Source organism: Citromicrobium bathyomarinum, assembly GCF_021021475.1.
GTDB lineage: Bacteria > Pseudomonadota > Alphaproteobacteria > Sphingomonadales > Sphingomonadaceae > Alteriqipengyuania > Alteriqipengyuania bathyomarina.
This window is the reverse complement of sequence record NZ_JAINWL010000001.1, coordinates 1,107,243-1,131,293: the sequence shown is the minus strand read 5'-3', so window position 1 is coordinate 1,131,293 and position 24,051 is coordinate 1,107,243. Positions and strand designations below refer to the sequence as shown.

At 67.4% G+C, this 24,051-nt stretch carries 19 protein-coding genes; 7 read left to right on the top strand and 12 right to left on the bottom strand.

Translation table 11 applies throughout. The features are described 5' to 3' along the window. The first annotated feature begins 13 nt into the window (after positions 1–13). Both K7H93_RS05715 and K7H93_RS05710 read left to right on the top strand, forming a co-directional pair. A complete protein-coding gene (locus tag K7H93_RS05715; protein WP_230782853.1) occupies positions 14–424 on the top strand; it encodes a GtrA family protein in 411 nt (136 codons plus the stop codon). Continuing rightward, positions 411–2,231, top strand: coding sequence for a hypothetical protein (locus K7H93_RS05710; RefSeq protein ID WP_230782852.1), 1,821 nt, complete (start codon positions 411–413; stop codon positions 2,229–2,231). Before K7H93_RS05715 ends, K7H93_RS05710 begins: the two co-directional genes overlap by 14 nt. On the opposite strand, the gene msrB is transcribed toward K7H93_RS05710, so the two are convergent. The 4 genes from msrB to K7H93_RS05690 form a co-directional block, all read right to left on the bottom strand. Then, the gene (msrB, locus tag K7H93_RS05705; RefSeq protein ID WP_010233252.1) at positions 2,228–2,722 is read right to left on the bottom strand and encodes a peptide-methionine (R)-S-oxide reductase MsrB; all 495 of its coding nucleotides are present in this window, start codon (positions 2,720–2,722) and stop codon (positions 2,228–2,230) included. The genes K7H93_RS05710 and msrB overlap by 4 nt on opposite strands. An 81-nt stretch (positions 2,723–2,803) precedes the next feature. Continuing rightward, the gene (locus K7H93_RS05700) at positions 2,804–4,135 is read right to left on the bottom strand and encodes a cytochrome P450 (protein ID WP_230782851.1); all 1,332 of its coding nucleotides are present in this window, start codon (positions 4,133–4,135) and stop codon (positions 2,804–2,806) included. A 97-nt stretch (positions 4,136–4,232) separates the two neighbouring features. Beyond that, positions 4,233–5,462: an ABC transporter permease gene (locus K7H93_RS05695; protein ID WP_230782850.1), complete on the bottom strand. Its 1,230-nt coding sequence runs from the start codon at positions 5,460–5,462 to the stop codon at positions 4,233–4,235. Beyond that, the gene (locus K7H93_RS05690; RefSeq protein ID WP_230783162.1) at positions 5,459–6,451 is read right to left on the bottom strand and encodes an ABC transporter ATP-binding protein; all 993 of its coding nucleotides are present in this window, start codon (positions 6,449–6,451) and stop codon (positions 5,459–5,461) included. Before K7H93_RS05690 ends, K7H93_RS05695 begins: the two co-directional genes overlap by 4 nt. Positions 6,452–6,496: 45 nt before the next feature. Here K7H93_RS05690 and queG point away from each other — a divergent pair, with 45 nt between their 5' ends. Next, positions 6,497–7,594: a tRNA epoxyqueuosine(34) reductase QueG gene (queG, locus tag K7H93_RS05685; RefSeq protein WP_230782849.1), complete on the top strand. Its 1,098-nt coding sequence runs from the start codon at positions 6,497–6,499 to the stop codon at positions 7,592–7,594. Between the two features lie 91 nt (positions 7,595–7,685). Here queG and K7H93_RS05680 read toward each other — a convergent pair whose 3' ends face one another. The 3 genes from K7H93_RS05680 to K7H93_RS05670 form a co-directional block, all read right to left on the bottom strand. Beyond that, a complete protein-coding gene (locus K7H93_RS05680; RefSeq protein ID WP_230782848.1) occupies positions 7,686–8,927 on the bottom strand; it encodes an NAD(P)/FAD-dependent oxidoreductase in 1,242 nt (413 codons plus the stop codon). Between the two features lie 13 nt (positions 8,928–8,940). Then, complete coding sequence (locus tag K7H93_RS05675) at positions 8,941–13,656, bottom strand: NAD-glutamate dehydrogenase (RefSeq protein WP_230782847.1); 4,716 nt, start codon at positions 13,654–13,656, stop codon at positions 8,941–8,943. A gap of 128 nt (positions 13,657–13,784) precedes the next feature. Continuing rightward, entirely contained in the window at positions 13,785–14,537 is a 753-nt protein-coding gene (locus K7H93_RS05670; RefSeq protein WP_230782846.1) for an alpha/beta hydrolase, read from the bottom strand. Positions 14,538–14,828: 291 nt separating this feature from the next. On the opposite strand from K7H93_RS05670, the gene K7H93_RS05665 reads away from it, so the two are divergent. Next, positions 14,829–16,505: an alkaline phosphatase D family protein gene (locus K7H93_RS05665; protein ID WP_230782845.1), complete on the top strand. Its 1,677-nt coding sequence runs from the start codon at positions 14,829–14,831 to the stop codon at positions 16,503–16,505. A 6-nt stretch (positions 16,506–16,511) separates the two neighbouring features. Here the strand turns inward: K7H93_RS05665 and K7H93_RS05660 are convergent, their stop codons facing one another. From K7H93_RS05660 to K7H93_RS05650, 3 genes are read right to left on the bottom strand one after another with little or no spacing between them, the layout of a single operon-like run. Next, a complete protein-coding gene (locus K7H93_RS05660; protein ID WP_010233276.1) occupies positions 16,512–16,703 on the bottom strand; it encodes a helix-turn-helix transcriptional regulator in 192 nt (63 codons plus the stop codon). Next, on the bottom strand, positions 16,700–17,323 hold the full coding sequence (locus K7H93_RS05655; RefSeq protein WP_230782844.1) for a hypothetical protein: 624 nt from the start codon (positions 17,321–17,323) through the stop codon (positions 16,700–16,702). The genes K7H93_RS05660 and K7H93_RS05655 overlap by 4 nt, the downstream gene beginning before the upstream one ends. Further along, positions 17,320–17,484 carry a hypothetical protein gene (locus tag K7H93_RS05650; RefSeq protein WP_230782843.1) on the bottom strand — a complete coding sequence of 55 codons (165 nt, stop codon included), beginning with the start codon at positions 17,482–17,484 and terminating at the stop codon, positions 17,320–17,322. The genes K7H93_RS05655 and K7H93_RS05650 overlap by 4 nt, the downstream gene beginning before the upstream one ends. A gap of 296 nt (positions 17,485–17,780) precedes the next feature. Between K7H93_RS05650 and K7H93_RS05645 the strand changes: the two genes are divergently transcribed. The 3 genes from K7H93_RS05645 (at position 17,781) to K7H93_RS05635 (ending at position 21,106) form a co-directional block, all read left to right on the top strand. Beyond that, the gene (locus tag K7H93_RS05645) at positions 17,781–18,287 is read left to right on the top strand and encodes a hypothetical protein (RefSeq protein ID WP_230782842.1); all 507 of its coding nucleotides are present in this window, start codon (positions 17,781–17,783) and stop codon (positions 18,285–18,287) included. A 70-nt stretch (positions 18,288–18,357) separates the two neighbouring features. Next, positions 18,358–20,355 carry a threonine--tRNA ligase gene (gene thrS / locus K7H93_RS05640; protein WP_230782841.1) on the top strand — a complete coding sequence of 666 codons (1,998 nt, stop codon included), beginning with the start codon at positions 18,358–18,360 and terminating at the stop codon, positions 20,353–20,355. A 4-nt stretch (positions 20,356–20,359) separates the two neighbouring features. After that, entirely contained in the window at positions 20,360–21,106 is a 747-nt protein-coding gene (locus tag K7H93_RS05635; RefSeq protein WP_230782840.1) for a sulfite exporter TauE/SafE family protein, read from the top strand. Between the two features lie 151 nt (positions 21,107–21,257). Here K7H93_RS05635 and K7H93_RS05630 read toward each other — a convergent pair whose 3' ends face one another. After that, on the bottom strand, positions 21,258–22,238 hold the full coding sequence (locus K7H93_RS05630) for an agmatine deiminase family protein (protein ID WP_230782839.1): 981 nt from the start codon (positions 22,236–22,238) through the stop codon (positions 21,258–21,260). A gap of 31 nt (positions 22,239–22,269) precedes the next feature. Further along, positions 22,270–23,970: a M28 family metallopeptidase gene (locus K7H93_RS05625; RefSeq protein WP_230782838.1), complete on the bottom strand. Its 1,701-nt coding sequence runs from the start codon at positions 23,968–23,970 to the stop codon at positions 22,270–22,272. Positions 23,971–24,051: the final 81 nt, after the last annotated feature.

Below are 24,051 nucleotides of genomic sequence, written 5' to 3'. Positions count from 1 at the left end.
GAAGGGCACGCACATGCAGGCCATGCTGCACCGGCTGAGCGATCTGACGATCCTGCGCTACCTGCTCGCAAGCGTGGGGGCGCTGGCGGTCGATATGGGTTCCTTCCTCGGCCTGATGGCGCTGGGCCTCGCCGCAACGCCTGCGTCGGCGGCGGGCTATACGCTGGGCATCCTCGCGCACTGGCTGCTCTCGAGCCGCGCGGTCTTTACCGGGCGCGTTGCACAGAGCGGGATCGCGCGCACGCGCCAGAAGGTGCTGTTCGTCGTCTCCGCACTCGCCGGGCTGGCGCTGACTACCGGCACCGTCGCCGCAGCGCAGGCGCTGTCGATCGATCCGCGCGCGGGCAAGCTGGTTGCAATCGTGCTCAGCTTCGCGCTCACCTGGTGGCTGCGCAACGTGGTGGTGTTTCGTGCGCTCGCCTAGTGCGGGCACCAGCCTGCCGCGCCCAAGCTTTGCCGATATGCCGCATATCGTGCGGATGTGGGCGTTGCTCGCGCTCATTCTCTTGCTGGTATCGGCCGGGCGCATCGCGCACTGGCAGTTTCCCGATCCCGACGACATCCTGCGCCTCGTGCAGGTGCGCGATCTGCTGGGCGGACAGGGCTGGTTCGATCTCGACCAGCACCGGATCGATCCCTTGCGCGAGGTGCCGATGCACTGGTCGCGGCTGGTCGACATTCCGCTGGCGCTGGTCATCGGCGCCCTGACCCCGCTGGTCGGGCAAAGCGCTGCCGAAGGCGTGGCCCTGATTGCGGTGCCGCTGCTGACCCTGCTGGTCGCGATGGCGTTCGTCGCGCCGGTCGCGATCCGCCTGTTCGGGCGTGAGACGGGCGGGTGGGCGGTACTGGTCGCAGGGATGATGCCGCTGCTCTCGTATCAGTTCCAACCTTTGCGGATCGACCATCATGGCTGGCAGATCGCCTGCTTCGCCGCCGCCTTCTGGGGCCTGTCGCAACGCGACAACCCGCGCGGGCCGATCGTCGCGGGGCTTGCGATGGCGAGTGGCCTGATGATTTCCATTGAGGGGCTGCCGCTGGCCGCACTGGTGGGTGCGATCCTCGCGCTGCGCTGGTTGCGCGATCCGTCGACGCGCCTTGGCCTGACCCATTACCTGCAGGCGCTCGCAGGCGGGCTGATCGTGCTCTATCTCGCGACCCGGGGCTGGCCGCAGGCTGCGCAATATTGCGACGCGATCACCCCGGCGCATCTGGGGTTTTTCCTCGTCGTCGCGCTCGGCACCAGTGTGCTGAGCCATGCGCGCCCGCTGCCGCCGATCGCGGTGCTCGGCGCGCTGGGAGCGATCGGCGCAGGCGGCGTCGCCCTGTTCGGCGCAGCCTCGCCCGAGTGCCTGACCACGCCGTTCGGCTCGCTCGACCCGCTGGTACACGATTACTGGTACGTCAACGTGATCGAGGGGCGCCCGGTATGGGATCAGACCGCCACGATCATACCGGCGCTGCTCCAGCTCGCGCTCGCCTTCGCGGTTGCGGTGCGGCTGTGGCTGCGCGCCCCGCTGCCACAGCGCGCGCAGCTGGGCGAGTTCGTGCTGCTGTTTGCAGGCACGCTGGCGCTGGGCCTGCTGGTTTCGCGCTCGCTCGCGTTCGCATCCCTGCTGGCGACGGTTCCGCTCGCCTGGCTGCTGGGCGAGGCGCTGCACCGCCTGCGTACTGCGCGCAAGCCGACTCCCAAGATCGCGGTCGGCGTGGCGACCCTGCTCGCGCTGTTGCCGATGGCCCCGGTCGCGCTGGCGGAGAACCTCGCCTCGAGCGCGCCGCCCGCACCCCGCCTCACCGCGCAGGTCGGCGGCGAGGCGGCCGGAACGCAGGCCGCCGGTATCGTCGAGAGTTCGTGCGACCTGCAGGCCAGCGCCGCGCGCCTGAATGCACTGCCGAAGGGCACGGTCTTCGCCCCGCTCGATATCGGGCCGAGCGTGCTGCTCGAAACCGGACACAGCGTGATCGCCACCGGGCACCATCGCGCCGAGGCGGCGATGCACGACGTGATCGGCGCGTTTCTGGTCGAGCCCAAGCTCTCGCGCACGATCCTGCGCAGCTATGGCGCGGACTATCTGGTGCTGTGCGACGATCTGGCCGAGCCCGACCTGTACGCCCGGCGCGGCGGCGCGCGCAGCTTTGCCGCACGGCTGCTGGCGGATGATGCGCCGGACTGGCTGGAGAGGGTCGAAACCGGTGCGCCTGCCAGCTTCCGCGTGTGGAAAGTGCGCGACTAGGCGGGTTTGAAGTCCAGCGCGACGCCGTTGATGCAGTGGCGCTTGCCGGTCGGCCGCGGGCCGTCGTTGAAAATATGCCCCAGATGCCCGCCGCAGCGTGCGCAGTGTACTTCGGTGCGGGGCACGCCGATCTTGTAGTCGGTGGAGGTGCCCACCGCCCCGCTGCGGATCGGCTGCCAGAAGCTGGGCCAGCCGGTGCCGCTGTCGTATTTGTGCTTGCTCGAATAGACCGCGTTGCCGCAGCCCGCGCAGGCGAAGGTCCCGGCGCGCTTTTCCTTGTCGAGCGGAGAGCTGTAGGCGCGCTCCGTGCCTTCCTCGCGCAGCACGTAGAATTCGGCCTTGGTCAGCCGCTTGCGCCATTCGGCTTCGCTGCGGCTGACGGGGAAGCTCTTCGCCTCGGCGCTGCGCCCGCAGGCGACAAGCGCGAGACTGGCGACACCGCCCCCAAACAGGGCGAGTGCGGAGCGGCGATTGGCGGTCGGTCGGGTCATGGCATCATTCTCTCGCATAGTGTCCATGTAGGGACGCTGAAGGAGATACGAAGCCCGCGCGCCGCCGGATGCGCCGCCTTGCTAGAACTCGGTGACCTCGACCTCCAACTTGCGGAAGCCCTCGACGAAGTTGGCGCGCACCCGCTGCACATCGCCCGCGACGTGCACGCGCAGGCGGCGCTTGTGCATCTCCTCCAGCAGCACGCGCAACTGCAGCTCGGCGAGCCGCGCGCCCACGCAGCGGTGGATGCCGTAGCCGAAGGCGAGGTGTCGCCGGGCGTTCTCGCGCGTGATGTCGAGCTTTTCGGCATCCTCGAACACGCTCTCGTCCCGATTGGCCGAATTGTACCACAGCAGCACCTTGTCGCCTGCCGCGATGTTCTGGCCGAACAGCTCGGTATCCTGCGTCGCGGTGCGGCGCATGTGCTTGAGGGGCGTCTGGTAACGGATGCATTCCTGCACCGCGTTGGGGATCAGGCTCGCGTCTTCCTCGAAAGCTTTGCGCTGGTCGGGGAAGCGATCGAATGCATGCACGATCCCGCTCATGGTGTTGCGCGTGGTGTCGTTGCCGCCGACGATCAGCAGCACCAGATTGCCCATGAATTCCTGCGGCTCCATCTGGTTCATCGCAGGCGAATGGATCATCCGGCTGATCAGGTCCGGCGCTTCGCCCTTCTGCGCCCGCTCGGCCCACAGCAGCTGGAAATAGGCCGCCATCTCGTGGAGCATCCCGCGCCGAGTCTCGTCGAGCGCGCGCACGGTCGCCAGTTCGGTGTCGCCCGCCCAGTCGGACCAGTGGGTCAGCAGGTCGCGGTCTTCCCACGGGAAGTCGAACAAAATCGCCAGCATTCCGGTGGTCAGCGGGATGGAGACGGTGTTGACCCAGTCGAACACCTGGCCACGCGGCAGCGCGTCCAGCGTTTCGCCGGTGCGCTGGCGGATGTCGTCTTCCAGCCGCTTCATCTCCGCCGGGGTGAAGGCGGGGGCCACGGTCTTGCGCTGGCCGGTATGCTTGGGCCGGTCCATCGCGATGAACATCGGCAGCCGCATCCGCTCTTCTTCGGGAATGTCGGGCAGATCGTCGAGGATGGTGATGCCGCCATATTCCCAGCTCGAGGAGAAGATGTCGGGCAGCGCCTCGGTATGCTGGACCGCCTTGTGGCCGACCACCGACCAGTAGGGGCCGAAGGGGCTTTCGGGGATGTAATGCACCGGGCCCGCCGCGCGCATCTCCTTGAAGATCGGCTCCCACCGATTCTCGAAATAGATGTCGCTGCGGCTGGTGTCCCACTTGTGCGGATGCGGTGGGCGCGTGTCCGGATTGGCCGCGTAGTGCGCCTCCAGCGCTTCATGCGGGCTGGGCGATCGGCTCCACTGGTGCGTGCCAGCGGGGGATTGGGCGATGGTAGCCATGGGCATTCCTCTCTCGCGTCCGGCGTGCCTGCATGGGCGCACCGTGACGTAAGAGCATCCTGCCCAACCTGCCGCTCAAGTCAAGGTAGGTTCCTAATCAGGACTGATTGGCGGTGCCGCCGAACAACCCCAGCAGGCCCCTGCGCCTCGCGCCCTTGTCCCGCCCGGCGGTGCCCGACTTGAGCACCTTGGCGCGGAACAGGCTGGCGCCGATCTTCACGAAGATCGCGACCCACAGCACCTGCCACGCGATCGCGGCGAGGTGCCACCACATGACGCCTTCCTTCGCTGCGCGCGCAACCATCATGTACGGGCTCGACAGCGGGAAGATCGCGGCGAAGATCTCCAGCGCGGAGCCGGGCTGGCCGACCGCGAAATTGGCGAGGAAGAAGATCACCAGCTGCAGGATCGTGGCAGGCATGCTGACCGTCTGCACGTCGCGCACCGTCGGCGCGAGCGAGCCGACTGCGAGGAACACCGACCCGATCAGCAGGTAGGCCATCGCGAAATAGATCACGAACAGCGCGAAGAACAGCGGCCAGCCGACCGCGGGCGGCGGGATTACGGGCAGAGCGCCCGCTCCCAGAATCAGGATCACCCCGGCGGCCGCGCCCCACACGGTCAGCCCGACCAGGCTGACGCCGAGCATCGCGAACAGCTTGCCCACGAACACCGCATCCATCGGGATCGCCGCGGCAAGGATCTCGATGATCTTGTTGCCCTTCTCCTCGACCAGGTTGGACAGGACCATGCCTGCAAGGAAGATCGTTAGCATGAACAGCATCACGATCCCTGCGCGCGCGGTCGCATCCTGCGCGGTCTGGCGGTTGATCGCGCCGTCGGTCATGTCGATCTCGATTCTCGCCTGCGGGATCGCTTCGCCGCGCGCCGCGCCGACCATGATGGCGACTTCGCCCTCCCACCGCTCGACGTCTTCCTTCGGGCCGGTCAGCATCGGATCGGCCAGGCTGCCCGACAGCACGCCGAGCAGATTGCGGTCCTCATCCTCCAGCAGCGCGCGCGGATCGGCCCCGTCGGCCTGATCGACCAGCGTTACCTCGGGCATTCCGACCAGCGGCTCCAGCTCGTCGCGCACTCTTTCGATCGCCGCATTGGCATCGGGCGTGAACGCGACGGCGAGCTGCGGCTCGTCCGCGCTGTCCGCCGCCATCGCGCCGACATAGCCGCCGCCTGCCGAAATCCCGAGGAAGAACAGCGGGCCGATCAGGAACAGCAGGAACACCTTGCTGAACACGATCGCGGTAAAGTCGCGCCGCGCGATGACCCATGCTGCCTGCCACAGGGAGAGACGTGCCGAACTGCTCATGCCGCAATCTCCTCAGGGGGGGCATCGCTTCGCATCGCCTCGGCTGCGGCCTCGCCGGCGATCTGGACGAAGGCGTCGTGCAGTCCGGCGCGCTCGATCGAGAGTGAGCGGATGCCTGCGTCGCCTTCGATCAGCGCGCGGAGCAGCGGCTCGATCCCGGTGTCGGGCACTTCGAAGATCCACGCGTCGCCATCGCGCGTGGCGCTGGCGGGCAGGGCGTTGCGCCACGCGCCGCTCTCGTTTTTCGTCTCCAGTCGCACCTGCGGCGGCAGCCGGTCGCGCGCGACCTCGACCGATCCGGCATAGGGCACCTGCCCGCCCGCGATGATCGCGACATCGCTGCACAGGCGTTCCGCATGGTGGATCACGTGGGTCGAGAAGATCACCGTGGTGCCATCGGCTGCCAGCTGGCGGATCAGCCCTTCCAGCTTGCCCTGGTTGATCGCGTCGAGGCCGGAAAACGGCTCGTCCAGAATCACCAGTTCGGGCCGGTGCACCAGCGTGCCGAGCAACTGGACGGTCTGCGCCATGCCCTTGCTCAGCTCCTTGATCTTCTTGTCGACCGCGTGGCCGAGGCCGTACTCCTCCATCATCGCGATCCCGCGCTTGCGGCCCTCGGCGCGGGGCAGGCCGCGCAAGGACCCCATGAAGGCGATCGCGTCGGGGGCCTTCATCGCCGGGTACAGCCCGCGTTCCTCGGGCAGGTAGCCGATCCGCCGCGCGATCCGCTGCGGCCGATCCTCGCCGAAGATGCGCCGGACGCCTTCGTCGGGGTCGATAATGCCGAGGATCATGCGCAAAGTGGTGGTCTTGCCCGCGCCGTTGGGGCCGAGGATGCCGTAGATCGCCCCGCGCGGCACGGTCAGGTCCACGCCCTTCACCGCCAGCGTCTCGCCGAAGCGCTTGACCAGTCCGCGCGCCTCGATCGCATAGTCGTGGCTTTCGAGAGGTTTGTCGCTGGCGGGCGCTTGGTCTAGCAGGTCGGTCATCACCGCAGAGCGTGCCGTGGTCCGCATGAAGGAGCAAGCCCGTCGATGAGCGAACGCTCTGAAATCGACCAACTGCAAACCGAGCTCGTCGAAAAGGCGCGCGAGCTGGGTTTTGCCACCATCGGCTTTGCCGACGCGCATGACGACCCGCGCATGGCCGAGCGGCTGTCTGCATGGCTGGAGGCGGGCCACCACGGGTCGATGGGCTGGATGGAGCGCGATCCCTCGGTGCGCAGCGGCCCGCAGGGCATGTGGCCCGAGGCGCGCAGCGTGATCGCGCTGGGGGCGGACTACGCCCCGGCGGACAATCCGCTGAACGCGGCCGAGCCGGAAGACCGCGCGCGCATATCGGTCTACGCGCAGGGGCAGGATTATCACGACGTGCTCAAGAAAGCGCTCAAGGCGCTCGCGCGCTGGCTGGTCGCCGAGACCGAGAAGCGCGGGCTGGGCGAGACGCGGATGAAGCTGTTCGTCGACACCGCGCCAGTGATGGAAAAGCCGCTGGCGCAGCGCGCGGGGCTCGGCTGGCAGGGCAAGCACACCAATCTGGTCAGCATGGAACATGGCAGCTGGCTGTTCCTCGCCGCGGTCTACACCACGCTGCCATTCACGCCCGACGGCCCGCACGAAGACCGCTGCGGATCGTGCCGCGCGTGTCAGGACGCCTGCCCGACCAACGCCTTCCCCCACGCTTACACGATCGATGCGCGGCGCTGCATCTCCTACCTCACGATCGAGCATCACGGGCCTATCCCTGAGGAATTCCGCGAGGCGATGGGCAACCGCATCTATGGCTGCGACGATTGCCTGAGCGTGTGCCCGTGGAACAAGTTCGCGAGCAGTGCAGCGGCCAACCGCGCCTTTCTGCCGCGCGCCGAACTGGTGCGCCCGGCGCTCGCCGACCTGTTGCAGCTGGACGATGCGGGCTTCCGCGCCCTGTTCAGCAAGTCGCCGATCAAGCGGATCGGGCGCGACCGCTTCGTGCGCAACTGCCTGATCGCGGCGGGCAATAGCGGGGAGGGGGCGCTGCTGGCGCAGGTCGAGCCGCTGCTGAGCGACCCCGATCCGGTGGTGGCGGAGGCGGCACAGTGGGCGGCGGCGCGGCTCATGCACACCGCCCCCGTCCCGTCATCCCGGACTTGATCCGGGATCCCGCTTTCTTCGTGCGGCGTTCTCAAAGGTAGCGGGCCCCCGGATCAAGTCCGGGGTGACGATTATATCGTGAGTGAGGTGCCTAAAGCAGCGACTTCAGCGCCACCTCGGGATCGGCGAGCGCTTCGAGATCGGGCTCGCTGCGCGCCTCGATCAACCGTCGCCCCTGCGCATAGTCGCGCGTGGCGTTGACGCAGTCGAGCGCGACCACGCGGCCTTCGCGCAGGTACACGATCGAGAAGCTGCGGCTGTCCGGATCGCCGCGCAGCACCGTATCATCGTCGTCGCGGGAGAAGCCGACCGTCTGCAACCGGAGATCGTACTGGTTGGACCAGAACCACGGAACGGTGTTGTACGCCTCGGGCTCGCCGGTGATGTGCTTGGCCACGGTATTGGCCATGTCGGTCGCGTTCTGGACCGATTCGAGGCGGATCACCCGGTTGTCGGCATAGGGATTGGAATGCGCCGCGCAGTCGCCGATCGCATAGGTATCGTCCAGCGTGGTGCGGCAGAAATCGTCGACATCGACGCCATTGGTGCCTGCCGCGCCCGCCGCCAGCAGCGGGCCGACTGCGGGGACGATGCCGATCCCGGCGATCACCAGATCGGCTTCCACCTCGCTGCGGTTGCCATCGCCCGATTCGATCGCCACCGCGCGTACCCGGCCCTGATCGTCGCCCAGCAGGCATTCGACATTGTGGCCCAGCAGCAGCTCGACGCCCTGCCGCTGGTGCTCGGCCTCGTAGAAGCCGGACAGGTCCGGCCCGGCCACCCGGCTGAGCACGCGGTCCTCCCGCTCGATCACGGTGACGGGCAGGCCCAGCTTGCGGAACACTGCTGCCGCTTCCAGCCCGATATAGCCGCCGCCGATCACCGCGACGTGTTTGACCCCGCCGCCCAGCTGTGCGCGAATCCGGTCGACATCGCCGCGCGTGCGGATCGAATGGACCCCGTCCAGATCCGCGCCGTCGCACGGCAGGCGCCGCGGATCGCCGCCCGCGGCCCAGATCAGCGTGTGGTAATCGAGCGTGCTGCCATCGCCCAGTTCGGCCGATCGCGCCTGCGGATCGATCGCCACCACCGCAGTGCGGGTGCGGATTTCGATCTTGCGCTCCGCCCAGAAGCTTTCCGGGCGGATCAGGATCTTCTCGAAGGGGCGCTCGCCCGCGAGGTAATCCTTGGACAGCGGCGGCCGCTCGTAGGGCGGAAAAGCTTCGCGGGTGGCGATCGTGATGCGGCCTTCGAAGCCGCGCTGCCTCAGCGCCAGCGCCGCCTGCGCGCCGCCGTGGCCACCGCCCACGATCAGGACATCCGCAAAGCTCATCCCCTCGCTCCCCTTACCGGCCCAGCAGGTTGCGCGCCTGGCTGGCGATCTGCGCCAGCGTGGCGGGCGCGACCGGGTTCTGCGCCTGCGCGCGGCGGATGATCGAGCGGAACTGGCGCACCGCTGCCTCGTGCCGTTCGAGCCACGCGGCGACGATTGCCGCCGGATCGCCTGCCTGATCGCCGTCCTGCGCGAACATGCGGCGCAGGAATTCCAGCCGCATATGCTGGAAATCGCGGGCGAGCCCGGCGACCAGCAGACGGTCCCACACGTCGGACGGGCTCATCAGCGCAGCGGTGCCCTGCGCCCAGTCGAGGCCCAGTTCGCCGCCCAGACCGGTGAACGCCCGGGCGAGCTCGCGCGGGTCGATGTCGAGATCCTTGGCAAGTTTCGCGAGGCCGATCCCGCCGTCAAGGTCGAACAGGTGGGCGACCGCGGCCGCGATATCCTCCGGTGCGCCCGCCTTGGCGAATTCGGCACGCATCCGGGCGGAGCGCTGGCGGCTTTCCGCCCCCAGCAGGTTGACCGTGCCCTGCGACAAGATGTCGAGCGTGGGCCGCAGATCCTCGACGATCGCGCTCGGGCTGGCGGTGTCGCCGCACACCCGGATCGCGTCGGCCATCTGGATCCGCATTGCCATCGCCACCCGGTCGAACAGGTTGAGGCGCGCGTCTTCGGGCATCTCCGCCTCGTCCAGCGCGTCCCAGATCGCGGTCACGTCGAACAGCCGGTCGGCGGTGACGAAGGCGCTCGCGACTTCGTGCAGGCCGACGCCCTCCTCCTCCGCCAGTTCGAACGGATGGACCATGCCCATCCGGTTGACGATCCGGTTGGCGAGCGCGGTCGCGATGATCTCGTTGCGCAGGCGGTGCTGGCGGATCTGTTCGGCAAAGCGCGTGCGCAGCGGGGTGGGGAAGGCGGTGAACAGCGTGCTTTCCATCTCCGGATCGCTGGCCAGCGTGCCCGCCTCGATCGCGTCCTGCAGGGTCAGCTTGCTGCTCGACAGCAGCACCGCGAGTTCGGGCCGGGTCAGGCCGATGCCTTCGCCCGCGCGGCGGGTGAAGACCTCGTTCTCGCCGATGCCCTCGGTCCGCCGGTCGAGCATGCCGGCATCTTCCAGCGTCTCGATCAGGCGGATGGTCGATGCGGTCGCCTGCTCTCCGCCCTGTTCGGCGATCGACACGGCGAGCGCCTGGAGGCGATTGTCTTCCAGAACGATCGCGGCAACCTCGGCGGTCATTTCGGACAGCAGGGTGTTGCGTTCCTCCTCCGACAATTCGCCCGCGCGGCGTGCTGCGGCGAGCGCGATCTTGATGTTGACCTCGTTGTCCGAGCAGTCGACGCCCGCCGAATTGTCGATGAAGTCGGTGTTGAGCCGCCCGCCGTTCAGCGCGAATTCGATCCGCCCTGCCTGCGTGACGCCGAGGTTGGCACCTTCGCCGATCACCTTCACCCGCAGGTCTTCGCCATTGACGCGCAGCGCGTCGTTCGCGGGGTCGCCGACCTGGATGTTGTTCTCCCTCTCGGCCTTCACATAGGTGCCGATGCCGCCGAACCAGAGCAGGTCGGCAGGCGCCTTGAGGATCGCCGAGATCAGCGATTCGGGATCGAACTCGACCTGTTCGACGCCCAGTGCGGAGCGTGCTTCCTTCGACAGGGTGATCGATTTCTCGGTGCGCGGGTACACCCCGCCGCCCTTCGAGATCAGTTCCTTGGCGTAATCGTCCCAGCTGGAGCGGGGCAGGTCGAACAGCCGCTTGCGTTCCTGCCAGCCTGCCTCGGGGTCGGGATCGGGGTCGATGAAGATGTGCCGGTGGTCGAACGCGGCGACCAGCCGGATCGATCTGGACAGCAGCATGCCGTTGCCGAACACGTCGCCCGACATGTCGCCGCAGCCCACGACCTTCACCGGATCGCTCTGCACATCGACGCCCATTTCGCGGAAGTGCCGCTGGACCGAGACCCACGCGCCGCGCGCGGTGATGCCCATCGCCTTGTGGTCGTAACCGTGGCTGCCGCCGCTGGCGAAGGCATCGTCGAGCCAGAAGTCCGCGCTTTCCGCGATCGCGTTGGCAACATCGGAGAAGCTTGCCGTGCCCTTGTCCGCCGCAACCACGAAATAGGGGTCCGCCTCGTCGAGGATGCGGATGCCTTCGGGGTGAACCACCTCGTCCTCGATGATGTTGTCGGTGATCGACAGCAGCGAACGGATGAAGATCTGGTAGCTCGCCTTGCCTTCGGCGGCCCACGCATCGCGATCATACGCGGGGTCGGGCAGCTGCTTGGGATAGAAGCCGCCCTTCGCGCCGGTCGGCACGATGACCGCGTTCTTGACCCGCTGCGCCTTCATCAGGCCGAGGATTTCGGTGCGGAAGTCGTCGCGCCGGTCGGACCAGCGCAGGCCGCCGCGCGCGACCGGGCCGGCGCGCAGGTGAATGCCTTCGACCCGGCGCGAATAGACGAAGATCTCGCGATACGGGATCGGCTTGGGCAGGCCCGGCACCTTTTCCGAATCGAACTTGAACGACAGCGCGATCCCGGGATGCAGCGCGAAGGCATTGGTCCGCAGCATCGCCTCGATCACGCTGCGATAGAGCCGCAGCAGCCGGTCGTCGTTGATCGCCGCGACGTTCTGCAACCCGTCCTTGATCGCGGATTGCGCGGTCTTTTCGGCCGTCTTGCGATCGCCCTCGAAAGCGGGGTCGTGGCGGGCGACGAACAGGTCGATCAGCGCGCGGGTCACCGCGGGGGCCTTCGCCAGCGCATCGACCACGGTGTAGATCGTGAAGCTCATCCCCGTCTGGCGCAGGTAGCGATAGATCGCGCGCAACCATTCCGCCTCGCGCGCATCCAGCCCCACGCTGAGCACCAGGCGGTTGAACGCGTCGTCTTCGGCATGGCCGTTGAGCACCGCCGCGATCGCGGTTTCGATCGGCTCCGCGCGGGCCAGCAGCTCCGCCGGGTCGACTCCGGGGCCTAGGTCGCAGTTGAAATCGTGGATCGCGCCCAGCGCCCCGCCGTCCAGCAGCGTGGGCACTTCGCTGATCGTCTTGAGCCCGAAATTCTCCAGCGCGGGCACCGCTTCCGACAAGGGCAGCGTGCCTTCGTGCTGATAGATCTTGAGGCGCAGGTTGCCGCCGTGCTGGGCCTCGCTGCGGCGCAGGCGGACCCCGCGTTCGTCGGGCGCGTCATCGCCGCTCTCGCCCGCGTGGCTCGCCAGATCGCGCATCCGCGCAATGTCGAGCGCGGCCTCGCCCGCGCCGCTATCGGCACGGTAGAAGCTGGGGAAGTTGTCCGCGTAACGCTGAGCCAGCAATTCCGCGTCCTTGCCCTCGAAGGCCTTGGCGAGCTCGGTCTCGACCGCTTCGGACCAGCCGCGCAGCATCTCCTGCACCCGCGCCTGCATGTCTTCCTCGCGATAGGCGGTGGTGCTTTCGCGGAAATCGAGCACGAAGCGCAGCAGCGCGAGCGCGCCGCCTTCGATCTCCACGCTCCAGTCGAGCAGGGTGGAGCCGGTCTGGTCTTCCAGCAGGGCCTGGATCTGGTGGCGCACCTCGGTCGACATCATGTCGCGCGGCAGCCACACGAAGGCGAACAGGTGCCGCGCGAGCGGGGCCTCGACCACCGCCACGCGGGGGCGGGGGCGATCGTTGAGCGTCATCGTGGTGGTCGCGATCCGGCGCACGTCCTCGTCGCGGAAGCCGATCAGCAGGTCGTGCGGCAGCGCGGTCAGCGCGTGGACCAGCGCCTTGCCCGCATGGCCGCCCGGATCGAATTCGAGCTGGTCCATCAGCTCGCCCAGCTGGCGGCGCAGGCGCGGCACCGCGTGCGGATCGGTGGTCAGCGCGGCGCTGGTCCAGATCCCGGCATGGATCGAGATCGCGACGGTCTTCCCCTCGGCCTTGCCGCCTTCGCGGATCGGCACCAGGAACAGGTCCAGCGGGACCCGGCGGTGGACGTTGGAAACGCGGTTGGCCTTGACGATCAGCGGCATCCGCGCGGTCGCGTTGGCGGGATCGTCGAACCAGTCGAACGCGCGGGCGTAGGACTGGTCGGCCAGGATTTCGCGCGCGCTGGCGCGGCAGATGCCCAGCGTGTTTTCCTCGCGACCGTCGGCATGGCGGACCAGATGGCCCAGCTGGGTCAGCATCCCGCCGCTCAGCCAGTCGAGCAGCGCGGAGCCTTCCTTGTCGGCAAGGTTGGTCGCGTCGTGCTGCATCGCCTTGCGCATCGCCTCCCAGTCGGCGACCGCGGCGCGCACATCGGCGAGCGTCGCGGTGAGCGCCTGCTCCAGCTCGCCCTGCACGCCATCGTCGGCATGGTCGGTTTCGAGGAAGATCATCGATTCGCGCGGGGCGCTGCCCCCCTTGCCGGGGAGGTCTTCCAGCTTGCCTTGCGCATCGCGCTCGACCCGGAGCACGGGGTGGACCAGCCGGTCGATCGAGAGGCCGAACTCTGCAACCTGTGCGGAGATCGAATCGACCAGGAACGGCATGTCGTCGTTGATCAGCGCCAGCCGCAGCTTGCTGCGGGGGCCGGATTCGACGCTGGTGATCGCGATGGCAGGTTCGCCCGGCTGGCGCTGCTCGGCGGTCTCCAGCACCAGCGATGCGGCCGCTTCGATCTCGCCCTCGTCAAAAGGCCGGTCGACCGGCAGCAGGGATTCGCGCATCCGGGTGGCCAGTTGCTGCAACAAATCGGCTTCGGACTGCCTGTGGTCGGCTGCCATGTATCGGTCCTGTCTTCCGCGCCCGGCTTTGCCGGGACATTGGTTGTGCATCAGTGCCGTTACGGCACTGCCTCTCCATCGCCGCCGTTAGATGGTCGCACGAGTGCCCGCAAGGATCGCGGCATCGATCATGCGGCCAGCAGATGCTGCCTGACGGTGGCCAGCAGCCGCGCCACGTCTTCTTCGCGCGACAGGCGGTGGTCGCCATCCTTTGCCAGCTGAACCAGCACCTTGTCGGAATCGAGCCGCTCGGCGAGGCGGAGCGCGGTCTCCCACGGCACCTCCGCATCGCGCTGGCCCTGCAGCAGGGTGACGGGGCAGGAAATCGGGATCGGTGCGCCCAGCAGCAGGTGCTGGCGCGCATCGGCCCAGAACCCTGCATGCGTCGGGGTCGGCTCGGGGCCGTAGGGGTTGTCTTCCAGAACGGTCTCGCCGCGTGCCAGCTGCGCCTTCTGCGCGTCGTCATATCCCCAGTCGATGAAGTCGGGTGCGGCGGCGATGCCGACCAGTCCAGCCAGGCGGTCCGGAGATTGGGATGCAAGCTTCAGCGCGACCAGCAGCATCAGCCAGCCGCCCATCGACGATCCGACCAGCACCACCGGCCCGCCCAGCTTAGCCTCGATCAGCGAGAGCACCTCGTCGCGCCAGCGTGACAGCGTGCCATCGGCGAAGTCGCCGTCCGATTCGCCGCAGCCTGAATAGTCGAGCAGCAGGCAGGTGTGGCCGTTCGCTTCCGCCCAGTCGAACAGCGCACTGGCCTTCGATCCCGCCATGTCGGACATGTAGCCGGGCAGGAAGGCGATCGCGGGCGCGGTGCCGGAGCCTTGCGTCAGGCGGTAGGCGATCCGCCGCCCGTCGGGCATTGCATGATAGTCGCTCATCCGTGTGGGGTACGGGCGGGGCAGGGGCCTGTCCATTCCCCGCGGGCGGATCAGCGCGCTCGGATATGCGCCGCATTTTCCTACTTGCACGGGGCGCGCTAGCAGTGGGGCCATGCCGGTTGCGCCCGACCCCGCCGATCCTGTTCCTGCGCTTCGCGTGGCGTTTGAACGCAGGGCTGGGCGAGGGGCAGGTTTTTTTGCCTTTGGACAGTGTGTCAGGTGTGTCAGACGTTGCTGGTCTGCGACAGGCCGTGTCTCGGATGTTTCACGAACCCGGTCTAGGCGGACGCCATGTCGAACCTCCTCGCTCCTCCCCCCGCCAGCGGCACTGCCCGCTCCGCCCTTTCGCTCGATCGCCGCAGCCTGCTGGCAGGCGGCATCATGGGTGCCGGCCTGCTCGCCATGCCGCTCTCCGCGCAGGTTGGCGCAAAGGGCTTCACCCACGGCATCGCCAGCGGCGAACCGAGCCAGGACGGCGCGCTGCTGTGGACCCGCTTCGTCGGCGCGAACGAGACGAAGCTGGCGTGGCAGGTCAGCGACAATGCCGAATTCACCCGCGTTCTGGCAGAGGGCGAAGCGGTCGCCGCGCCGGGCAAGGACTGGTGCGCCAAGGCGCAGGTCAGCGGGCTCGATCCCGATAGCTGGTACTATTACCGCTTCGTCGGCCCGGATGGCTCCCGCTCCGCAGTTGGCCGCACGCGCACCCTGCCGCAGGGGCCGACCGGCCGGTTCCGGCTGGGCGTGTTCTCCTGCTCCAACCTCGGCTTCGGCTATTTCAATGCCTATGGCCACGCGGCGCAGGCCAACGACCTCGATCTGCTGGTCCACCTCGGCGACTATTACTACGAATACGACGCGCAGCATTACCCCTCGCCCGACCAGATCGTGCCGGGCCGGATAGACGCGCCCGAGAACGAGATCGTCCAGCTGGCCGATTACCGCCTGCGTCACGCGACCTATCGCGCCGATCCCGACCTGCAGCGGCTGACGCAGCTCTATCCGATGATCCTGGTGTGGGACGATCACGAGACCGCGAACGATTCGTGGGAAGGCGGGGCGCAGAACCACCAGCCCGAAACCGAAGGGCCGTGGGACGCGCGCAAGGCCGCCGCGATGCGCGCCTATCGCGAGTGGCTGCCCGTGTCGGACGATCCGTGGAAGGCCTATCAGGTCGGCGATCTCGCCACGCTGTTCCGGCTGGAAACGCGGCTCACTGCGCGGTCCGAGCAGCTCGATGTGGCGAAGGTGCTGGCGGGCAAATCCACGCCCGATGAGATGATGGCGGCGCTCAAGGCGTTCCACGATGGCGCATGGGCCGATCCGTCGCGCCAGATGATGGGCGCCGCGCAGGAGGCGTGGCTGGCCGACGGTCTCAAGGCCTCGACCCGCGCCGGTACGCGCTGGCAGGTGCTGGTCCAGCAGGTGCTGATGGGCAATCTGAGCACGCCGACCGGACTGGCGGACGCGCTGCCAAAGTCGATGCCCGATGCGCTGCGCCAGCGGCTGATGGCGGGGGCGATGGCCTCTGCGGCGGGCATCCCGTTCAACATGGACGCGTGGGATGGCTACCCTGCCGCGCGCAAGCGGGTGTTCGACGCCGCGCTGGCCGCCGATGCCAATCTGGTGGTGCTGGCAGGCGATACGCATAACGGCTGGGCATTCGACCTTGCGCAGGACGGCACGCCGGTGGGCGTCGAGTTCGGCGTGTCTTCGGTGACCTCGCCCGGCTTCGAAGGCTATCTGCCGCAGATCCCGACGCAGTTCCTGGAGCGTGCGCTGGTCGATGCCAACCCGCAGCTGCAATGGGCGGACACCTCGCGCCGTGGCTACATGGCGGTCGAGCTGACCCCGCAGGCTGCCAGCTGCGAATGGCGCTTCGTCTCGGGTGTGCGCCAGCGCGGCACCGCGCTGGGCGGCACGCACAATATGGCGAGCGCGCTCGGGTCGAACACGCTCGCCATGGGGTAAGGCAAGCTATTCGCGGATGAAGATCTCTTCGATCGCCAGCCCGAACACCTCGGCGATCTGGAAGGCGAGGGGGAGCGAGGGGTCGTAGCGGCCGGTCTCGATCGCATTGACGCTCTGGCGGCTGACGCCCAGTTCCTCGGCCAGTGCCTGCTGGCTCCAGTTGCGCTCGGCGCGCAGAACCTTGAGGCGGTTCTTCATGACTCGTCGCCCAGGCCATCATTGGCGCGGCGGTCGGCCAGCGCCATCCAGCACTGGCCCAGCCCCATGCCGATTGCCCACACGGGGAAGACCCACCAGGCCCAGATGTGCGGGACCACTTCGAAGGTTTCGAGGAAACCCCAGAACGTGCCCAGCGTCAGCACCGCGCCAAGCCCTAACAGGCTCGCCATGATCGCGCGATGACGCAGGAACTCGTCCCCCTCCTCGATCAGGTAGCGCGCCATGGTCCAGATCATCCCCAGCACCGGGATCACCGGCAGCAGCGCGATCAGGAAACTCTCGAGCTCGCTCAGGTCGACCCGGTTGGCGATGGTGACCGCGATGCCGAGGCCGAGCATGTAGCCGAAGCTGGCGAACAGGAAGCGGCGGGTGTAGCGAACTATCGCGGGGCTGAGGTGACCGGTGGAGCGCTGCTTGGCGAGGCCCGCTCGGGTGAGCGGGATGATCTGCAGCATCGCGATCACCATCAGGATGAACCCGGTCGTGCTGCCGATCGCATCGGTCATGCGCAGCGCCGAGATGATCCCGAAGGCGGCAAAGATGCCGCCCGCCCAGAAGGCCGGGCGCCGGTGCAGCGGGAGCCGGGCCGCCTCGCTCACGCTGCTTTCCTCAGGCCGCAGCGCGTGCCGGTGGCAACCGAAAGGAACGGCAGCGTCAGAATGGCGGCGATCGTCGCCCAGTCGGGCAGCACGTCGACGATGTTCAGCAGCGCGACGATGATGACGGCGGCACCCCACAGGACAGGTGCGATGGCTTTCATGGTCAAGGTTCCTTTCTTCTATGGAAAGCACACTTGTCACGACTCAGGCCTCGTGTCAACTACCCTTTCCATATATGAAAGCGCCCTTGTCAAATATCGTGCTGGACCTCGCGCGCTTGCGGCTTATATTCCGCCCCATGGCCATCGTGATCGCCTCGACTACGACCACCACGACCTCGGGCAACCGGGGGCGGATGGTCGCGTATTGAGACGCGATTATCGCCACCCGGGTTCGGGTGGCGCTGCGCCTGCTTCCCCGAACCTGCAACCGGACTTCACGGCGCGGCAGGAATCCCATGCGGTATTACATCGACACCGAATTCAACGGCACCGACGGCCAGCTGCTCAGCCTCGCGCTGGTGCGACAGGACGGCGCGCATTTCTATGAGGTGCTGCATGCGCACGAGCTGATCGTGCCATGGGTGCGCGAGCATGTTGTGCCGCATTTCGACCAGGAGCCGGTCGCGCGGTTGCAGGCGGTCAAGAAAATGCAGAAGTTCCTCAGGAAGGATGATGGCCCACATGTCTTCATCGCCGACTGGCCCGAAGACCTCGTGCACTTCAACCGCATGCTGCTGCGCGATCAGGGCAAGCGCAACGATCCGTTCCGCTATGCCTGCCTGCTGCTCAGCCTGCCCGGCTTTGATACCGCTGGCGCGAGTGCCGTGCCGCACAATGCGCTCGCCGATGCGCACGCGCTGGCGGCCTATGTCGAAGGCAATCTCTCGGGCGAGCGGGGCGGCATGGAGGAAGCCGACCTGGCCCTGCTTCGCAACACCTGCAGTGAGAGCACCGTTGCCTAGCCGCGCTGTGCCGACCATAGGCGCTTGAACCTTATTCTCCCGAACACTGCTCGGACGAAAGCACGATACAATGACCGAACTGCTCAAGATCAGCCTGCCCGATGGCTCCGTGCGCGAAATGCCGGAAGGATCGACTCCGGCGGATGTCGCCGCCGCGATCGGCCCGGGTCTCGCCAAGGCGGCGATTGCCGCCCGCGTGAACGGCGAACTGCGCGACATCACGCGGCCCTTCGAAGGCGACGCGCAGCTGGCGCTGGTGACCAGCAAGGATGTCGACGAAGCGCTCGAGCTGGCCCGGCACGACTATGCGCACGTGCTGGCCGAAGCGGTGCAGAACCTGTTCCCCGGCACGCAGATCACCTTCGGCCCGGCGACCGATGACGGCTTCTATTACGATTTTGCTCCGGCAGAGGGGCGCGGGGCCTTCACCGAGGAAGACCTGCCCAAGATCGAGGAGGAGATGCGCCGGATCATCGCGGCGGATACCCCGCTCGAGCGCGAGGTGTGGACCCGCCAGCAGCTGATCCAGTGGTTCAAGGACCATGGCGAGAGCTTCAAGGCCGAATGGGCCGCCGAACTTCCCGAAGGCGAGGAACTGACGATCTACCGCCAGGGCGACTGGCTGGACATGTGCCGCGGGCCGCATCTCGCCAGCACCGGCAAGCTCGACCCGCAGGCGTTCAAGCTCACGCGCGTTTCGGGTGCCTACTGGCGCGGCGACCAGAAGAACGCGATGCTCAGCCGCATCTACGGCACCGGCTGGCTCAACAAGAAGCAGCTGAACGAGCATCTCCACCGGATGGAAGAGGCCGCCAAGCGCGACCACCGCAAGCTGGGCCGCGAGATGGACCTGTTCCACCTGCAGGAAGAGGCGCACGGCAGCGTCTTCTGGCACCCGCAGGGCTACAAGATCTGGCGCCAGCTCGAATCCTATATGCGCCGCAAGATGGACGGTGCGGGCTATCGCGAGATCAAGACCCCGCAGGTGATGGACGCGCGCCAGTGGGAGCAGTCCGGCCACTGGGGCAAGTATCGCGAGAACATGTTCGTCATCCCCGACGAGGTGCCCAATACCGAGGACGAGGGCGAGCTGGTGTCGAAAGACGCCGACTGGATGGCGCTGAAGCCGATGAACTGCCCCGCGCACGTGCTCGTCTTCAAGCAGGGAATCACCTCCTATCGCGAACTGCCGATCCGGCTGGGCGAAATGGGCTGCTGCCACCGCAACGAACCGCACGGCGCGCTCCACGGGCTGATGCGCGTGCGCCAGTTCACGCAGGACGATGCGCATATCTTCTGCACCGAGAAGCAGGTGGTCGAAGAGGTTCGCGCCTTCATCGAGCTGGCCGACGCCGTCTATCGCGACTTCGGCTTCAAATATGCGATCAAGCTGGCGCTGCGCCCCGAACAGCGCTTCGGCTCGGATGCCGACTGGGACAAGGCCGAGCAGGAACTGCGCGATGCGGTGGCCGAAGCGGGCATGATGAACGAGGAGTACGGCTGGGAAGAGCTGCCGGGTGAGGGCGCGTTCTACGCCCCCAAACTCGAATGGCATCTGACCGACGCGATCGGGCGCACCTGGCAGGTCGGCACAATCCAGGGCGACCGCGTGCTGCCCGAGCGGCTGGACGCAAGCTATATCGGCGAGGATGGCGAGAAGCACCGCCCGGTGATGCTCCACCGCGCGATCTTCGGCAGCTACGAGCGCTTCATCGGCATTCTGATCGAACATTTCGCAGGCAAGCTGCCGCTGTGGCTCGCGCCGACGCAGGCGGTGGTCGCGACCATCGTTTCCGATGCGGACGACTACGCGAACGAGGCGCTGGCCAAGCTGCGCGCGGCGGGCATTCGTACCGAGGCGGACCTGCGTAACGAGAAGATCAACTACAAGGTCCGCGAGCATAGCCTTGCGAAGGTTCCGCACCTGCTGGTCGTCGGTAAGCGCGAGGCTGAGGAAGGCACCGTCGCGGTCCGCACGCTGGGCGAAAAGGAGCAGCGCGTGATGAGCCTCGACGAGGCGATCGCGATGCTGCGCGACGGCGCGACGCCGCCTGATCTGCGCGACTGACCCCTTGGAGATCTTCGCCGGTTTCACCTGGCTGCAACTCGCAGTCGCGCTGGGTACGGGGCTCACCGCCGCGTTCATTCGCGGGCTGGCAGGCTTCGGCCTCGCCATCCTGCTGGTGCCGGTGCTTGCGCTGACGCTCACCCCGGTCGAAGCGGTGCTGACCACCAACGTGGTCGCGCTGCTGATCGGGGGGTTGGAACTGCCACGCCTGCTGCGCGAGGCGGAGCGCAGCGTGTGGACGATCATCGTGCTCGTCCTGCTGACCACGCTGCCGGGCCTGGCCCTGCTCGCCGCGACTCCGCCCAACATCGCGCGCCTGCTGATCGCGCTGGTCGCGCTCTCCGCCTTCTTCGCGATGCTGTTCCCGGTCCGCGAGCCTGAGCGGCCCGGTATGGTGACCACCGGGCTGACCGGCGTGGCGACCGGTATTCTGACGGGCTTCGCCGGGATGCCGGGCCCGCCGGTGGTGCCCTATTATGTCGGGCGCGCGATTCCCCGGCAGATGGCGAAGAGCTCGATGATCCTGATCTTCACCTTCGCGGCGATGATCGGGATCGGATCGGGCATTGCGCTCGGGCGGATGGAGTGGCGACTCGCGCTGCTGGGCGCGATGCTGCTGCCGGTCGTGATCCTGGGCACATGGCTAGGGCGCAAGGCGGACGGGCATGTGTCCGACCGTGCGTGGCGTATTTTCGTAGGCTTGGTGCTGGCGGCAGCGGCGCTGGCCGCGCTGCTCAAGCTGGTCGTCTAGAAGACCGGGACGAAGCGCTCGGCCACGATCAGCGCGATCGCGCAGGCCGATACGATAATCGTGCGGGCGGCGGAAAGCGCCTCGAACCGGCGGGCGATGGCGATGGAGCGGATCATGCGCACCAGCTTGGCGGGTGCACCTTAAGAAAGTCCTACCGCGCCGGGGGGCTGGGCATCTGCATGCTGGCGCAATGGAAGCCGCCACCGCCCGCCAGCACTGCGCGCATCGGCAGGCCGATCGCGGAGCGATCCGGAAACAGCGCATCGATCGCCGCGACCGCGCCTTCGTCCTGCGGCACACCGAAGGTCGGCACCGCGACAATCGAATTGGCGATCAGAAAATTGGCGTAGCTGGCAGGCTCGACCCAGTCCCCGCGCGTGACGAGGCCGGGTGAGGGGATCGCCGCAACCGTCAGCCCCGCGGCTTCGAGCCGGGCCTTGGCGTCGGCATAAACATCCGCGTTGGGGTCGTCGCTGCCGAAGGGCTCGGCCAGCGCGACCATACCCGGAGCGACGAACCGCGCGAGGTTGTCGACATGGCCGTCGGTATGGTCGTTGAGCAGCCCGTCGCCGAGCCACACGACGCGCGTCAGGCTCAGATCGCGGGCCAGCCGCTGCTCGATCTGCTCGCGGTTGAGTGCGGGATTGCGATTGGGGTTGAGCAGGCATTGCTCGGTCGTCAGGACCATGCCCTGTCCGTCGGTGTCGATCGCACCGCCTTCGAGGATCCAGTCGGGCCGGTCGACCGGCAGGCCCTCGTCCCCCGCCAGCTCCGCCCCGATCGCCTCGTCGCCCGCCATCAGGTACTTGCCGCCCCAGCCGTTGAAGCCGGGGCGCACCGCGCGGCGCGTCGCGCCGTCGAAGCCGGTCAGCGGGCCGGTATCCCGCAGCCAGACATCGCCATAGGTGCGGCGCTCGAGGTGGACCGCGCCCGTCACCAGCGCCTTCGCGCGGGCTTCGTTCGCGGCATCGCGGACCAGCAGGCGGACTTGCTGCCCGCTCTCGGCAACCGCGTTGGCAAAGCTTGCGATCTCTTCCTGCGCGGGGGCGAAGGCATCGCCCCACTCGTCCGGATCATGCGGGAAGCCGATCCACAGCCAGTCCTGCGGCTCCCACTCTGCGGGGAGCCGCATTGCGCGCACCTTCTGCTGGGTCACGAGCCGGTCAGCAACCTGCGTTGGTCGCGGCGCAGCTCTCGTCGCGAATGCCGCGGAATTCGTCGCCCTCGACCCAGTTGGGCCAGCTGGTCGACATCGCCATCATCCGGCCCAGACGGTAATAGAGCTGCAGGTCGGCCATCACGCCCGACCAGTCCCAGTTCTCGTCGAACTCGTCCTTGGGCCCGTGATAGCGGTTGTCGCGGTATTCCTTGGCGACCGCCTCTCCGGCCTCACGCCCGCCGTCGACCAGATCCTCACCGCCGTCGAGATAGAGCATCGGCACGCCCTGCTTGGCGAAGGGGAAGTGGTCGGAACGGTAGTAGTATCCCGCTTCCGGATTGGGGTTATCGGTCGCGATCCGGCCATCGGCCTTCAGCGCAGCGGCGAGGAATTCGTCGAGCTGCGACTTGCCCGGGCCGACCACGGTCACATCGCGCGCCGGGCCTGCGATCAGGAAGGCGTCCATGTTCACCCCGCCAACCGTCTGGTCGAGCGGGAAGACCGGGTTCTGCGCGTAATAGGTCGAACCGAGCAGGCCCTGTTCCTCTGCTGTGACCGCGAGGAACACCATGCTGCGATCCGCCGCGCCCGCCTTCGCCTGCGCTTCGGCCAGTGCGACCAGCGCTGCGGTGCCGGTGGCATTGTCGACCGCGCCGTTGCAGATGTCGTCGCCGTCATCGGCGGGCGTGCAGCGGCCAAGGTGATCCCAGTGCGCGGTGTAGAGCACGTATTCGTCGGGCCGCTTGGTGCCCGGCAGAATGCCGATCACGTTCTGCGACATGTATTCGCGGGTTTCGTTGGCGAAGCTGGTCGACGCCTGCACGTCCAGCGGCACCGCCTTGAAATCCTTCTTGCGCGCAGCTTCCTTCAGCTTGGCGAGATCCTTGCCCGCCGCAGTGAAGATCTTCTGCGCGACATCGTTCTGAATCCAGCCGTTCATCTCGGTCAGCGCCGGCGCGTTTTCGCCCCGCTGCGGGTAGGCCTGCGGGCCGGACCAGCTGCTTTCGACGACGTTCCAGCCGTAGGAGGCAGGCTCTGTCTCGTGGATGATCAGCGCGGCTGCGGCACCCTGCCGGGCGGCCTCTTCGAACTTGTAGGTCCAGCGCCCGTAATAGGTCATCGCCTTGCCGTTGAACGGCCCTTCGAGATCCTCGGCACCGAAATCGGGATCGTTGACGAGGATGACCGCGGTCTTCCCCTTCATGTCGAGCCCTTCGTAATCGTTCCAGCCGCGCTCGGGCGCGTTGATGCCGTAGCCGACGAAGACCAGTTCGCTGTTGTTGATCCGGGTGCGCGGGGTCTCGCGATAGCTTACACCGACCCAGTCCTTGCCATATTCGAACGCCATCCCGCCGTCCTTGCCGCCGGTGATCGACAGCGGCGCGAAATCGCTCCCGGTTATTTCGACCAGCGGGACGTCCTGCGTCCACTTGCCGTCGTTCCCGGGCTGGAGGCCGGCGGCCTCGAACCGCTGCGTCAGCAGTTCGACGGTCTTCTTCTCTCCTTCGCTACCGGGCATGCGGCCTTCGAACTCGTCGGACGACAGCTCGCGGGTGACATCGACCATCGTCTTTTCGGAGATGTCGCCATCGGCAATCTCTGGAATGTCGAGCGTGTCGTCATTCCCGTCCGAACCGGACAATACGGCGGCATCGCAACCGGCAAGGGCGAGGGCGGCGGCGGCCACGACAAGAATGCGTTTCATCTCAGGTTCTCCGGGGAGTTCGCTTCGGCGCGCTTGTTGCAAACTGTGCGCCGCAGGGCAAGCGAGAGGGCTGCCACAGTG